The organism is Pseudoalteromonas sp. T1lg76 (assembly GCF_002964725.1).
Classification (GTDB): domain Bacteria; phylum Pseudomonadota; class Gammaproteobacteria; order Enterobacterales; family Alteromonadaceae; genus Pseudoalteromonas.
This window is the reverse complement of sequence record NZ_PQCE01000035.1, coordinates 45024-59552: the sequence shown is the minus strand read 5'-3', so window position 1 is coordinate 59552 and position 14529 is coordinate 45024. Positions and strand designations below refer to the sequence as shown.

The 14529-nt window shown below is 46.4% G+C and carries 14 protein-coding genes; 12 read left to right on the top strand and 2 right to left on the bottom strand.

Features of this window, described 5'->3' with window-relative positions:
• Positions 1-30 precede the first annotated feature (30 nt).
• From C2M35_RS13360 to C2M35_RS13320, 9 genes are all read left to right on the top strand, one after another.
• The gene (locus C2M35_RS13360; RefSeq protein WP_105215576.1) at positions 31-2610 is read left to right on the top strand and encodes a TonB-dependent receptor; all 2580 of its coding nucleotides are present in this window, start codon (positions 31-33) and stop codon (positions 2608-2610) included.
• Between the two features lie 58 nt (positions 2611-2668).
• Positions 2669-3568 carry a class I SAM-dependent methyltransferase gene (locus C2M35_RS13355; protein WP_105215574.1) on the top strand — a complete coding sequence of 300 codons (900 nt, stop codon included), beginning with the start codon at positions 2669-2671 and terminating at the stop codon, positions 3566-3568.
• Positions 3569-4494: 926 nt separating this feature from the next.
• Entirely contained in the window at positions 4495-5265 is a 771-nt protein-coding gene (locus tag C2M35_RS13350) for a DUF3450 domain-containing protein (protein WP_105200549.1), read from the top strand.
• Between the two features lie 6 nt (positions 5266-5271).
• Entirely contained in the window at positions 5272-6636 is a 1365-nt protein-coding gene (locus tag C2M35_RS13345) for a MotA/TolQ/ExbB proton channel family protein (protein ID WP_105200548.1), read from the top strand.
• Positions 6636-7160, top strand: a complete 525-nt coding sequence (locus C2M35_RS13340; protein WP_105190820.1) for a MotA/TolQ/ExbB proton channel family protein — start codon at positions 6636-6638, stop codon at positions 7158-7160. The genes C2M35_RS13345 and C2M35_RS13340 overlap by 1 nt, the downstream gene beginning before the upstream one ends.
• Before the next feature lie 14 nt (positions 7161-7174).
• On the top strand, positions 7175-7576 hold the full coding sequence (locus tag C2M35_RS13335; protein WP_105200547.1) for an ExbD/TolR family protein: 402 nt from the start codon (positions 7175-7177) through the stop codon (positions 7574-7576).
• Positions 7576-8193, top strand: coding sequence for an energy transducer TonB (locus C2M35_RS13330; protein WP_105200546.1), 618 nt, complete (start codon positions 7576-7578; stop codon positions 8191-8193). The genes C2M35_RS13335 and C2M35_RS13330 overlap by 1 nt, the downstream gene beginning before the upstream one ends.
• Positions 8194-8206: 13 nt before the next feature.
• Positions 8207-9472, top strand: a complete 1266-nt coding sequence (locus tag C2M35_RS13325) for a tetratricopeptide repeat protein (protein ID WP_105265554.1) — start codon at positions 8207-8209, stop codon at positions 9470-9472.
• A gap of 69 nt (positions 9473-9541) precedes the next feature.
• Positions 9542-10522, top strand: coding sequence for a hypothetical protein (locus C2M35_RS13320; protein WP_158677984.1), 981 nt, complete (start codon positions 9542-9544; stop codon positions 10520-10522).
• On the opposite strand, the gene C2M35_RS13315 is transcribed toward C2M35_RS13320, so the two are convergent.
• Both C2M35_RS13315 and C2M35_RS13310 read right to left on the bottom strand, forming a co-directional pair.
• The gene (locus C2M35_RS13315; RefSeq protein ID WP_105200543.1) at positions 10509-10865 is read right to left on the bottom strand and encodes a TraR/DksA C4-type zinc finger protein; all 357 of its coding nucleotides are present in this window, start codon (positions 10863-10865) and stop codon (positions 10509-10511) included. The genes C2M35_RS13320 and C2M35_RS13315 overlap by 14 nt on opposite strands.
• 259 nt (positions 10866-11124) lie before the next feature.
• Positions 11125-12084 carry a tRNA-dihydrouridine synthase gene (locus C2M35_RS13310; protein WP_105215568.1) on the bottom strand — a complete coding sequence of 320 codons (960 nt, stop codon included), beginning with the start codon at positions 12082-12084 and terminating at the stop codon, positions 11125-11127.
• 186 nt (positions 12085-12270) lie between these two features.
• Between C2M35_RS13310 and C2M35_RS13305 the strand changes: the two genes are divergently transcribed.
• From C2M35_RS13305 to C2M35_RS13295, 3 genes are all read left to right on the top strand, one after another.
• Positions 12271-12744 carry an HvfA family oxazolone/thioamide-modified RiPP metallophore gene (locus tag C2M35_RS13305; RefSeq protein ID WP_105215566.1) on the top strand — a complete coding sequence of 158 codons (474 nt, stop codon included), beginning with the start codon at positions 12271-12273 and terminating at the stop codon, positions 12742-12744.
• 78 nt (positions 12745-12822) lie between these two features.
• Positions 12823-13668: an HvfB family MNIO-type RiPP peptide maturase gene (locus C2M35_RS13300; RefSeq protein ID WP_105200540.1), complete on the top strand. Its 846-nt coding sequence runs from the start codon at positions 12823-12825 to the stop codon at positions 13666-13668.
• A 2-nt stretch (positions 13669-13670) separates the two neighbouring features.
• The gene (locus C2M35_RS13295; RefSeq protein ID WP_105265552.1) at positions 13671-14411 is read left to right on the top strand and encodes an HvfC family RiPP maturation protein; all 741 of its coding nucleotides are present in this window, start codon (positions 13671-13673) and stop codon (positions 14409-14411) included.
• The last annotated feature ends 118 nt before the right edge of the window (positions 14412-14529 follow it).

Genomic DNA, 14529 nt, shown 5'->3' with positions numbered 1-14529 from the left:
CACACCAAAATGTGACCCAGGGAGAATCCAATGTTAAACAGCAAAATTGCAAAATCAGTGCGCTTAGCGCTAGTTTTTGGCGCTGCTTCAACTGCTGGTATTTCAGCTACGGCTATGGCCGCTGAAGAAAGTGCAGAAGAAGTAGAGCGTATTGAAGTAACCGGTTCACGTATCAAGCGTACTGATATGGCTGGTGACTTACCTATTACAGTTATCGACCGTGAAGCTATCGAGCTAAGCGGTGAAGCTTCAGCAGCTGACCTACTACGTAACACTACAGTTAACAGCTTAGGTTCATTCCGTCCTCAGTCAGGTAGTTCTGCTCAGGGTGTTTCATCAGTGAGCCTTCGCGGTCTTGGTTCAGACCGTACTCTTATCCTTGTAGATGGTCGTCGTCTACCTAAATCAACACTTACTGGTTCAAGCCAGGATTTGAACTCTATCCCTGTTGCAGCGATCGAGCGTGTTGAAATCCTAACTGACGGTGCTTCAGCACTATACGGTTCAGACGCTATCGGTGGTGTAATCAACGTTATTACACGTAAAGACTTCAACGGTGCTGAAATTCAACTTGGCGGCGCGCGTATCGAGCACGATGGCGGCGACCGTGAGAATGGTTCAGTAGTATTTGGTGCAGCGTCAGACAACGCATCAGTACTAGCGGGTGCTTCTTGGAGTGGTCGTGATATCGTTTATGCACGCGACTTCCCTTGGTACTCACCAGGTGGTTCAGTTTACTCAAACAACTTCACTACTTTCACTATGAATGAAGGTGAGAAGTCATCTAACTTCGATTTCTTCTCTCCAGAATCAACCTGTGAAGGCGTTGGCAACGAAGATTTCTATCGCATCGGCGCACGTTGTGGCTTTAACTTCGCATCTGTATCTGCTGATGAAGCTTCAATCAAAAACCGTTCTGCGTTCGTTAAAGCTCGTTTTGAGATCAACGATCAATGGTCTCTATATTCAAACGTGAACATCGCTCAAACTAAATCGTTTGGTCGTTACGCTCCGTCACTTGATACTACTGCTTTCGATTCAGGTTTCCAAATCGACGCAGACAGCCCGAACAACCCAACTAACCCAGACAGCCCTCTATACGATGCGAGCCTAGGTCTAGAGCAACAGCCTGTTGACTTCTGGCACCGTTTTGCTGCTCTAGGTAACCGTGATAACCACTTCACAAGTGAACTTAAAGATATCGTAGTTGGTGCAGAAGGTTACATCGGTGACGTATCTATTGACTTCGGTGCTCGTAAAACACTTAACGAAAGTAACAACATCGGTTCTGGTTACGTTCTACGTGGTGTAGCTCGTCAGTACATCAACGATGGTACTTATGACCTTTCAGACCCATACGGTGCTGATGAAAGCGTTCGTAAAGCGATGACAGTAACTACTTCTCGTGCTGGTAAGTTCAACCAAGAAGAAGTTTACGCTAACGCTGCATTTGACGTAATGGAAACTTCAGCTGGTATGATTCAAGGCTTCGTAGGTTTTGAATACCGTACTGAAGACTACGCAGATAGTTACGATTCACTATCTGAAGCTGGCCAAGTAGGTGGTTCATCTGGTAGCTCTGCTGCTGGTAACCGTTCAGTTCGCTCTGCGTTCTTCGAAGCCTTGGTACCACTTGCTGAAACGTTTGAGCTAAACATTGCTGGTCGTTACGATGACTACTCAGACTATGGTAGCGATTTCTCACCTAAAGTGTCAGTTCGTTTTGACGGCGTTGAAGACCTAGTACTTCGTGCATCTTGGGGTGAAGGTTTCCGTGCTCCATCACTACCTGACCTTACTCAGCAGCCAGCTGAATCTGCAGACTCAGTGAGTGATGACCTACACTGTGCTGCTATCGGTGAAGCCGCAGGCTGTAGCTCGCAAATTAACGCGATTGTTATTGCAAACCCTGATCTTCAGTCAGAAAAATCAGAGTCAATCTCACTTGGTGCTGTTTACACACTAAATGATAACTTCGATTTCGAAATTGACTACTATGATATTGAAGTAACTGACCGTATTCGTGCGTTTAGTTCTCAAACAATCATCGACTCAACTCTTGCTGGTGACCCGCTACCTCCTTCATTCACAGTTAAACGTGCTCCAAATGGCGCGATTTCAGAAGTGGTACGTGGTTTCGGTAACGATGGTACGCTTGAAACTAACGGTATTGACTTCAAAGCAAGTGCTCGTTTTGACTTCGGTGAAGCTGGTGCACTACGTTCGAACCTATCTTACAGCTGGATCAATGATTACAGCACAGATGGCGGCCGTAACTTCGTAGAAGATCCAGGTGTGCCTGAGTACCGTGCTACTCTAGCAACTTCATACTCTATCGCTGATTTCGACATCGCTTGGAACATGAACGTAATCGGTTCTCAGTACGAAGAAATCGTTGACGGTGAAGGTGAAGGCCATGTTCCTACATGGGTTACTCACGATTTACAAGTTGGCTACAACGCTCCATGGAACGGTAAGTTCACTCTTGGTGCACAAAACGCCTTCGCTAAAGAGCCACCTCTTATTGGCTACGACGGTCGTGACTACAACTTCAACCTATACAATGGCTTCGGTCGTATTGTATACCTTAACTACAAGCAAACTTTCTAAGTTAGCTTAACAAGTTAATCTAAGCGGCCATTGGCCGCTTTTTTTATGGGGATATTTTATGAAGCAATGGGAAGACTTTTGGCACCAAACATCCATGGTTTCAAGTTTTGGTCTTAGTGGTCAGCAATACGGTTATCCTAAGGCAATTGAAGAGTTTTGGTGCGCCAAGGCGGCAACCTATGATGATGGTGACACCCTTCTAGATTTAGCCTGTGGGCGAGGTGCTCTCGCTTTACTTTTGGCTGACAATGCACAACAGAGCCACAAGCCACTAGATATTCATGCTACCGATGCCGTGGCCATAGATATGACCAGCGTTGCTGCCGAATATGAAGCATATAAACGAATTACCTGGAATTTAGGCTGTGATATTGCCAACCTGGCGTATGCTCAAGGTTCATTTAATCGTTTGGTCAGTCAATTTGGCGTTGAATACGCAACATTGAATAAACCGCTACTTGATTCCCTAATAGGCTTATTGGCGCCTGCGGGAAGTGCTGATTTCATCATACACTCGGCAAGTTCAGCCATCTCGGCGGACTCGATACAGGGTATCAAGGCGATTGAACGGGTTTTTCATTCGGGGATTTTTTTGAAGGTTTATCAAGAGCTAACATCTTCTGGAGCGCGACAGTCGCTGGCCGAGGAGGTTCAGAACCTATTTAATAATTTAGCTAAGGACAGTCTGATGAAGTCTTGGCTAGATGACATATGTGCAAGCTTTTTACGTATTATTGATGCTCCCGCTGAGCGCACCATAGTCTTGCTCGATAGATTAGCGACCAACCTTGAGCAGACAGTTACACGATTACAGCAGCAGCTTTCAGTAGCGCATAGCGTGGAAAAGCTTGAGGCCTTGTTACAACCTTACTCCGGTGTGGTCGAATATACGATAGAAAGGGTTGTGGTCGATGGCAGTGAGTTTGGACTGCATTTACATCTGGGCAAAAAGCCTTAATATTTGAAGGCTGCTACCCTAGCGCCCGAAGTTTGATGTCCAGTAGGGTCAACTTGGGGCTAAAAATAATGATTTCTCAAAGTACTAGCATAATCGAAATGACAGGGGAGTATGTTGGCGAGGCCAATCTTGCCTTACCTCTGTCATTCGTCTTCACCAGGTATCTCAGGGTGACAATGCGAGGTTACACCTGGTTATTACACCAGCCTCTGAGTTGAAGGGGGAAATTACCACCCGGCTCATATAAGCAGGCCTTAGTTCCATAGCTCCCCCAAGTGCTGAAGCGTCAGCACCGCGAAATATCATAACCACAACACTGCAACTCTAAGACTTAGGGCAGTAGCTTGCGCTGCCAGGCTATAACCTACAATAATAAATTTGTAGTTTCGGCCAACGGATGTTGGCTTTCAAAGCCATTAGGCTAATTACTACTTTTCATCAGCGTATCTAGCATATTTATGCTTAGTACAAAGCATACATGCTTTATTTTTAGCTATGGACTAACCTTAATTTGCAGCGGTGCAAAGACTTGCTAAAAAGTGGTTAAAGAGCAAGGTTAATATTCAAAACTGCCACTGCGTAGGGGGGCTATTTGCTCGTAAAAAGGGGGATTTTTGCTGTCACAGGACAATTAATAATTTAAATTTTATGTCAATTGTTAGGGTTTTTATATTAACTTTTTATTTCCAAAGTGCAGAAGGGGCTAGGCATTTTGGGCTATATAGATAAGTTGTGTGTTAATTTTATGTTTCATATGAAGAAATAAGACGAATGCAAGGAAAATTGCGATGAACATCAAGTTGACAGCACCGGAAGCTTTTAGCATTATTGGCTAGTTGGTATCACTATAAAGATACCTAGGTTGGCTCACTTTAGGTGGGCCGATAAAAATTCAAAAAGTAACATTACTTAATTGGTTGGGAACTATGTCTGTTAAAATCAGAAAGAGTCTTGTAGCTTCTGCGTTGGTTGGCGCAGCTGCACTTGCAAGCAACAATGTGATGGCAGATCCGTTGAATGACTTGCACAAAGCTGGTGCAACTATTCAAACGGCTGCTGTTAAGTCTCAAACTAAAATCGACAACATCTATGGTCAAACACAAGAGCTAATCGCCGATTACCGCTCTACTGTAGATGAAACAGAAATCATGAAGGTCTATAACGACCACGTTCAGCGTCTTGTTGATGACCAAAACTCACAAATCGAGTCTTTGGAGCGTCAGATCGCTGGTATCGACAAAACAAAACAAAACGTTGTGCCTTTGATGTATCGCATGATCGATACGCTTGAGCAATTCATCAAAGCGGACGTTCCGTTTGACACTGAAGAGCGTATGGAGCGTGTTGAGAAGCTTCGCGACATCATGACTAGCGCTTCTGTGACGACTTCTGAGAAGTTCCGTCAGGTTCTTGAAGCCTACATGGTAGAGAAAGACTACAGCACGACTATGGTTGCTAACCAAGGTAGCCTGAACATCGACGGTCGTGATATCTCTGTAGACTTCGCGCGTCTGGGTCGTATCGCTTATGTAGCACAATCTTTCGACCAGAAGAACGCTTGGGTGTGGAACAACACTACTAAGCAATGGGAAGAGTTAGGCGACGAATTCTTGAAGCCTATCAAAGAGACAATCCGTATGGCCCGTAAGCAAGCGGCTCCGGATCTTGTTAAACTACCAATCTTCGGCGCGGAGTAATAGATAATGAAGAAACTATTTAAAGGTTTTGCTGTTGCAGCAGTACTTTCTGTTTCTGCCGGTGCTGCGCTTAATGCCCACGCAAACACGCAAGTACTTGACCAAATCCTTGAGCAAGTAAAGAAAGAGCGTATCTCTGAAGGCAAGCTAAACAAGCAACGTGAGCAAGAGTTCCTAGCGGCTCGTGCTGACCAGCAAGCGCTTCTTAACACTGCAAAGCGTGAACTAGCTGCTGAAAAAGCACGTGGTGAGCGTCTGCAAAAAGAATACGCACAAAACGAAATCACTCTAGCGGAAAAAGAAACTGCACTTGAAAATGCAAAAGGTACCCTAGGTGAAATGTTCGGTGTTGTACGTCGTGCGGCACAAGAAACTATCGGTTCAATCGAAGCATCATTAGTAAGTGCTGAAAAGCCTGGACGTGCTGAGATCCTTCGTTCACTAGCGGCGGCTAAAGAGCTACCAACTACTCGTGAACTAGAAGAGCTTTGGATTGCCCTACAAACTGAAATGACCGAGTCTGCGAAAGTATCTTCTTTCGAAGCTGAAGTTTCTGAGCTTGATGGTTCAATCTCAACTAAGCAAGTAACTCGTATCGGTAACTTCAACCTGATCACAGACGAAGGTTACCTGATCTACTCAGGCGACACTCAGTCGATTCAACCACTAGGTCGTCAACCAGACGGTTACGTACTTGACACTGCTAAGTCACTTATCGGTACTTCAGCAGACGCGTACACTGGTTTCTACGTTGACCCAACTCGTGGTTCAATCTTGCGTCTAAACACGCAAAAAGCAACTCCTGAAGAGCGTTTCCACCAAGGTGGTGAAGTAGGTTACATCATCGCTATTCTACTAGTGATTGGTTTCCTAATCGCGATTGTTCGTCTAGTAGACCTAACAATCACTTCAGGTAAGATCAAGAGTCAACTTAAGAACACCAGCGCTCCTTCTGAAGGTAACCCGCTTGGTCGTATCCTTAAAGTTTACCAAGACAACAAAAACCAAGACGTTGAAAACCTTGAGCTTAAGCTTGATGAAGCGATTCTACGTGAAACGCCTCGCATCGAAATGGGTATCAACATCATCAAGATCTTGGCTGCTATCGCACCACTACTAGGTCTACTTGGTACCGTTGTTGGTATGATCAATACCTTCCAGCAGATCACTCTATTCGGTACAGGTGATCCGAAGATCATGGCTGGTTCAATCTCAATGGCTCTAGTAACTACAGCCCTAGGTCTAATCGCGGCACTTCCGCTAATCCTAGTACACGCTGTTGTTGCCGGTCGTAGTAAATCAATCATCCACATTCTTGATGAGCAAAGCGCTGGTATTATCGCTGCTCACGCGGAGAAGGAGAAAGCCTAATGCTAGTCCTGATGGAGATTTGGGAATCTATCAGGGATTTTGTTGGCACAGGCGGCCAGGTTTTATACGTGGTCGCGATAGCACTCTTCCTCATGTGGGTTTTAATGATTGAGCGCTATTGGTTCCTACTTGCTGAGTTTCCGAAAATGAAAAAAGGAATCGTAGCCAAGTGGGACGCCCGCCAAGACACTACGTCTTGGTACGCACACAGAATCCGCGATGCATGGATTTCTGAAGCGTCTGAAAAATTAGATGAGCGCATGTTGTTGATTAAGACATTGGTAGCTGTATGTCCGTTAATCGGTCTACTGGGTACAGTAACGGGGATGATCGCGGTTTTCGAAACCATGGCAACCCAAGGTACTGGTAACCCTCGACTAATGGCATCAGGTATTTCAATGGCAACAATCCCAACAATGGCTGGAATGGTTGCGGCACTATCGGGTGTATTCTTTAGTACACGTCTTGAAGCACGTGCAAAAATGGCTAAAGAAAAGCTGATCGATAGCTTGCCTCATCACTAGAGAGAGATTTGAATATGGCACGTAAACAACGTTTTCGTGAAGAAGAAGAAGCAGCGGTCGATATGACGCCGATGCTAGACATCGTATTCATCATGCTTATCTTCTTTATCGTAACTACTTCGTTCGTTAAAGAAGCTGGTATTGATGTAAATAAACCTGAAGCAGCGCAAGCGACTCAGAAGAAAAATGCAAATATCTTCATCGCTATCCGCTCTAATGGTGAAATTTGGATGGATAAGCGTCAGGTAGATGCCGAGCGTGTAGCTGCAAATATCGAACGTCTATTAGCAGAGCAACCAACCGAAATCGTAATTATCCAAGCGGATAAAGAAGCGAAGCACGGTGTTGTTGTGAAGGTAATGGACCAAATTAAAGCTGCAGGTATCGATAAGATATCCATCGCTGGAGAAAAGTAATGATTCGTTTTCTGTTTTCACTGATTGCAGGTGGGGCAGTTACTTTCGGCTTATTCTTTTTCATGGCGTATCTGATCTCCGGAGGAGACGGACGCGCCGCTAACGAGAAAGAGAAGATCGTTGTCGAAATTATGACGAATCCACCTGAATCCAAGGTTCAGGAGCGCAAACGTGTACCGCCACCGCCGCCTCCTCCGCCTAAGCAGCCGCCTAAGCCGCAGCCGCCACAGCCAGACAACAGCAACCCTGATGCTGGCGCACTAGGCTTTAATATGCCAAGTGTTAACGTGGGTGGTTCTGCCGGTGGACTAAGTGGCCCAGGTGCGTTTGGCCGAGATGGTGATGCTACACCTCTTGTGCGAATTGAACCTAAATACCCTGTGCAAGCCGCACGTGATGGTAAAGAAGGTTGGGTACAACTTTCATTCACCATTAACGAGCTAGGTGGTGTAGAAGACGTAGAGGTTATCGATGCAGAGCCTAAACGTATCTTTGACCGCGAAGCTGTGCGCGCATTGCGTAAATGGAAGTACAAGCCAAAAGTTGTTGATGGCAAGCCAATGAAGCAGCCTGGCATCACAGTACAGCTTGACTTTAAACTGAACCAAGACCAGTAAGGAGAGTGTAGAGATGAAAAATCTATCGAAAGTTACTGCACTCGCTCTGCTAATTTCCGTATCAGGCGGCGTAGTCAGCACTTCAGCGTTGGCTGCACCGAACTATGCGGAGATCGAAAAGCGCAAAAACGCTAAGACCAAGGTCATGGGTGAGCGCGTCGGTAAAAAAGTGGTTAAAGCCTTTGAGCTTTATGAAGCGGAAGATATCGACGGTGCCATTGCTGTTTTGAAAGAGCTAGACCCTTCTGATAAGTTCGATAAAGCTACGGTAGACCGTTATTTAGGTCAGCTGTACGCGCAAAAAGACAACTTTCAGTTAGCGATCAAGCACATTCGCGATGCGGTTAAGCCTGATGTGCTTAACTTCAACGACCAAGAGCAGTCAATGAAGCTGATTGGTGACTTATTGGCTAACACCAAAAAGTACAAAGAAGCGAAACAAGCCTACATAGAGTGGATGGACTTTACCGGTCAAGAAGATGCCACAGTGTATACGCGTATTGCGCAGGCTAACTATGAGCTTGGTCAGTTTAAAGACGTAGTACAACCAGCTGAGCGCGCCATTGAGCTAGATGCGAACAATGAGCCTAAAAAGGCTCCATTCTCGCTGCTTATGGGTGCTTACTACGAGACGAAAGATTTCAAGAACGTAGTAAAAGTTGGTGAGCGTATGGTTAAAAGTTGGCCCGAAGACAAAAAGTCTTGGACTAACCTAGGTCGTTTCTATATGCAGGTAGAAGACTATGAAAAAGGTCTTAATATCATGGATATAGCTTACGATAACGGCTATTTAGAGTCAGAAGTCGACTATAAAGTATTGGCCCAGCTATACTCTTTCGTTGGTATACCTTACAAAGCCGGTTTCCATATGGAAAAAGCGGTAAATGAGGGTAAGGTTGAGCGTACTAAGCTTAATTTAACGGCAATTGCCAGCTACTATCATAATGCGAAAAACGTTAAGACAGCGGCTAAGTATTACGAAGAAGCAGCAAAGTTTGATAACGATGCTGAGCTTTTCCGTAAGGCGGGTTCATTGCGTTTACAAGCTCAGCAGTTTGATTCGGCGGTAGCCTTATTAAACAAGGCGCTTGACTTAGGTTCGGAGAAAAAGGGTGCTATCTACTCTGATTTGGCCGAAGCCTACTTACAGCAAGAGAAATACAAGCTAGCGTATGCAGCGATCTCCAAAGCAGCGGAAGATCCAAGTACACGTAAGTTTGCTCGCAGCTGGAAGACCTTCATTAAGGATAAGGCGCAGCGCAACGGCGTAAGTCTTTAATCACAGCATGTGATCATAAAAAGCCCCATTTGGGGCTTTTTTTATATTTATAACAGCATTGAGCGGATTATGATCAAGCGAATTTTATCGGTAGGTTTATTGTTATTGGCAGGGTGCTCGGATGCGCCTGACTTAAATTCACAACAGGCTATTGCAGCCTTGCAGCAGCTCAATGCCAGACTCAGTGGCGAATCAAGCGATACCAGCCAGCTCTGGCCCTATACCGAGCAGTATCTAAAGCAACGTCATGATATCTACAAGGCCATAGCCCGCTCACAGTTAACCCCAGCGCAAGCGCAAACCTTGGACTATTTAATCACCGAAGAACGCTTTGTCCGCCGTTATCAACCCTGGCCTATGGCGGCAAAAATAGATGTCGATGCTACTGCCTTCCAAAACCCTCAGTGGCAGCACGGCTTGGCCGGGTGGTTGACTTATGTTGAGCACACCCTGGAGCTGGCGAAAGAGAGTAAAATCTTCCTTAATGCCGTTGAAGTAGCGCATATGCAGGCCCAGTTAGGGCATTTTAAAGACAAGGGTACAGAGCCTGCGCTCAACATGGCCATTACCAGCCTGGAGGCTTATTTAGACAAGTATACGCCTCGCAATCAACTGGGTTTGTCCCAGTTGCCCAATGGTGCCCAGTGGTATCAGGCAAAAATTAATTATTATAGCGGCCAGGTGCGCTCTCCAATCCAGTGGTTTACTCATATTCAAGGCAAGCAAAAGAGCCTAAAAGAGACGGATGTGCAGCCTTTGCCAAGCAGAGACAGTGCCCAGCTGCTCCCAGACCTTGATTGGCGGCAAAACTATGGCGACCTAAGGGGATGGGCTAAAGAGCAGTCTCTGAGCCCGTCACAGCGCCGCATGGCGTTAATATGGATGGAGGTTGACTTAGGCGTACATGCTCATATGTGGAACGAACACTTTGTCTATACCGCCTTGGCCAAGAAGGGAATAGATGCCGGGGTGGCAACGCGCATCTTGATGCAGGTTTTAACCCACCCAGGGCAAAGCTTTATTTATGCAGGCGTGCTTAACGAGCTTTAAGATGTGCCTCGCACTGCTCGCAGCGTTGGGTGGTCACGTCTTCTAAAAGGCGGGCCGCCTCAATGGGCTCTTCGCAATCGCTGCAAAAGCCGAATAGCCCGAGATCGAATTGACACTGGGTTGCCTCTAACCGCTCCAGTCTATCCACAAGATCTTTATAGGTGGGTCCGGATTTATCGCGAAGATGCGCTACCCAATCCCATTCAGGGTGCGCTGCCAAGGTTTGATATATCTCGTTCTCATGGCTGAGGGTGGAATAGCGCAAGCGATTTAAAAGTTCTTCACGCACTTGCGCGAGTAACACCTCTACTTTCGATTCAAAGTCGAGCGTCTCGATAGTCATGGCACAATCCACTGTTTTACTTAGGTAGCTTTTATTGTGGCCAGTAAATGGCTGTGTCGATATGACCGTGATCAACTAAAGGCGAAAAAGAGTGAGTTATACCAATTCACTTAAGTAGCTAATCATTCTAGCGGGCTAAATATCATGCTAACTGTGTTGGAATTTTTCTATGTAGAGTAACTACATAAGGAAAGTTCCGCCTTGTTATCACATCATTTACCCAGCGCTATCTCTGATCACATACTTAACAGAATTGGTATTACGCTTGCTCACTATGGTGTTTTAACACCGCCAATACTTCATCTTTATCATGCAGGCGACGGATATCTTCGAACAAGGCATCGGCCTGGCTGTAGGTGCGTTTTAAGTATCCTAACCATTGCTTGGTGCGATTGGCAAAGTAGCGTTTTGACATCAGCTCATCGTCATGCATGGATGAGTGCACTATATGATAGATAACATCATGCCAGCTCAAGCGGCGGTGGGGTTGCCCTAAATCTTCTGCTTTTATCCAGGCCGCCAGGTCGGGCATGGCCAAGGCTCCGCGGCCCAGCATCAGGTGTTGACACTGGCTTTGGATGCGGGCGTTATGGGCATCTTTAAGATCCCAAATCTCGCCGTTGGCCACCACTTCCATATTGGTATTTCTGGCCAGCAGAGGTGCTATCTTGTCCCAGTAGGCCGGTGGGCGATAGCCGTCCCGTTTGGTACGCGCATGTATGGCGATACCATCGGCCTTGGCTTGGGCTACGGCATCGAAAATCTCACTGCTTAGGGAGTCATCGTCAAAGCCAAGTCGAACCTTGGCGGTAACAATATGCTCATTATCCACCGCATCACGCACTGCCTTAACGATTTGATAGACCTGCTCAGGCTCTTTCAAAAGCACGGCACCGCCCTTGCTTTTATTAACCGTCTTGGCCGGACAACCAAAGTTCAAATCTATGCCGTGGGAGCCCAAAGCGACCGCTTTAACGGCATTTTCAGCTAAATAATATGGGTCTTGCCCAAGCAGTTGGATGCGCACTGGTGTGCCGGCGCGGGTATAGCCGCCATTGTGTAACTCTGGGCAATAACGCATAAACACGCGTCGAGGTAGGCGCTGGTTAACAACACGAACAAACTCGGTCACACACAGGTCAAAGCCACCAATGTCGGTCAGCAGCTGGCGCATTTTAAAATCTACAACGCCTTCCATGGGTGCGAGGATAAGTTTCATGTTTGACCTTATAGGAAATTTCGGCCGCGTATTCTAACCTGAACTAGGCTATTGATAAAATAGCATTATCAGTTCATATTTAAGTCTGTGATCTGATTACAAAATTAATCTAATCTTAGTGAAAGCATCCGCCATTAAGTCGGGTCTACTTATTTTGACAGCTACTAACACAGAGAGAGCAAGAGCATGAACACATTAAAGAAAAATTCAATTGCATTGACCTTAGGCGCAGTTGTTGCCGGTGGTGCTGCAATGACAGCAACCGATGCCCAGGCAAATCCATTCGAAATGCAAGAAATGGTAGCTGGTTATCAGTTAGATGCCGGTGAAGGCAAGTGCGGTGAAGGTAAGACTGAAAAAGAAGGTCGCTGCGGTGAAGCCAAGAAAGCCGAAAAAGAAGGCAAGTGTGGCGAAGGTAAATGCGGCGAAGGCAAAGCCAAAAAAGAAGGTAAGTGCGGCGAAGGCAAATGCGGTGAAGGCAAGGCCAAAAAAGAAGGCAAGTGCGGCGAAGGTAAATGCGGCGAAGGCAAGGCCAAAAAAGAAGGTAAGTGTGGCGAAGGTAAATGCGGTGAAGGCAAGGCCAAAAAAGGCGAGAAAGAAGGCAAGTGCGGTGAAGGCAAAGCCGAGAAAGAAGGTAAATGTGGCGGCCACAGCGCATAAGCACTGAGGTAAAGTCAGACCTATGCAAGCCGCTGTCACACGCGGCTTGTGTTTTTAGGAACCCCCTAGGAGTACGAGATGAAATCCCATGCCACAGACATAGGTAAGGTTGGCCTTGGGCTGCGTCGCGAGATGGTAGAGGAGATGCTCACCCATATTCCCGAGCAAATTGGTTTTATGGAAGTCGCGCCCGAGAACTGGTTGCCCTTTGGCGGCAAGCTGGGTAAGCAATTTAAAGCCTTGACCGAGCGTCACCCCTTTATTTGCCATGGCCTTTCCTTATCGATAGGCTCGCCGGACCCCCTGGATATTAGTTTTCTCAAGGCCCTGAAACGCTTCTTTGATGAGCACAATATTCGTATGTATAGCGAGCATTTAAGTTATTGCTCCGCCGGTGGCCATATGTATGATCTTATGCCCATTCCCTTTACCTGTGAGTCGGTAGACTATGTTGCGGCGCGCATTCGTCAAGTGCAGGATATTTTAGAGCGACCGCTGATAATGGAAAATGTTTCTTATTACGGTGCGCCCGGGCAAGAAATGACGGAATTGGAATTTACTAACCAAGTGTTGGCGGCGGCCGATTGTCAGCTCCTGCTGGATGTAAATAACATCTATGTGAACTCGGTAAATCACGGCTATGACGCCACAGCCTTTCTGCAAGGTTTGCCCAGTGAGCGCATCGCCTATATCCATGTGGCAGGTCACTATAATGAGGCCGAAGATTTAATTGTCGATACCCATGGTGCCGATGTCATAGATCCGGTGTGGCGTCTGCTACAGCAGGCTTATGAATGTCATGGTGTGCACCCAACCCTGCTTGAGCGTGACTTTAATATTCCGCCCTTGCCACAGTTAATAACCGAGCTCGATACCATAGCCGAGCTGCAAAAGCCTTTTTTAGTTAATCAGCAGCGAGCCTAAAGATGCAGTTTAAACAGGTGCAAAAGCAATTCAGTGACTATATTCGCGATCCACAGGCCAACCCCAAGCCTGAGGATATCGAAGAGCGGCGCATGAAAATCTACCGTGAGCTGTTTTTTAATAACGTCAACGGCTTTTTAGAAAGTGGCTTCCCTGTCTTGCATAGCCTTTATAAACCTCAGCAATGGCAGCAGCTGGTGCGCGCCTTTTTTGCTCAACATCAGGCGCAATCCCCATACTTTCTTGATATCTCAAAAGAGTTTGTGGATTTTCTAGCGCAAGAATATACCCCTCAGGCCAGCGATCCCGCGTTTTTGCTTGAGCTGGCTCATTATGAATGGGTCGAGCTTGCTGTGGCTACTGCTAAGGTGCAGGGCCAATATCGTGCCATCGCCGCCGTAAAGGATGAGCCCTTATATTTAAGTGAATGTGCGCAGGTGGTCTGTTATCACTATCCGGTGCAAACCATTTCGGTTGATAACCAACCGACTGCCCCAGATCAGGTGCCAAGCTATATTTGTGTTTATCGTGATAGAGATGATGAGGTGCAATTTTTGGCCCTCAATGCCATGACCGCGCTGTTACTCGATACTCTCGATAAACATCCCGGTATTAGCCTTAGCGCTTTATGTTCCCTGCTCAAACAGCAGGCACCGAGCTTCAGTGAAGCCCAACTGCAAGCTGGGGCACAGCAGATTCTGGCGGACTTAGCACAAAGAAGCATAGTGCTAACGCTGGATTGATAGCCGATATTAGATTACTATATGCGCCGTTTTTTGTCGTGTTTAAGAGGTAATTACTATGGCGCATAAAGGTGATTTTAAAGACCCTTTCAACTTCAAATATTTCGCTGCATTTCTC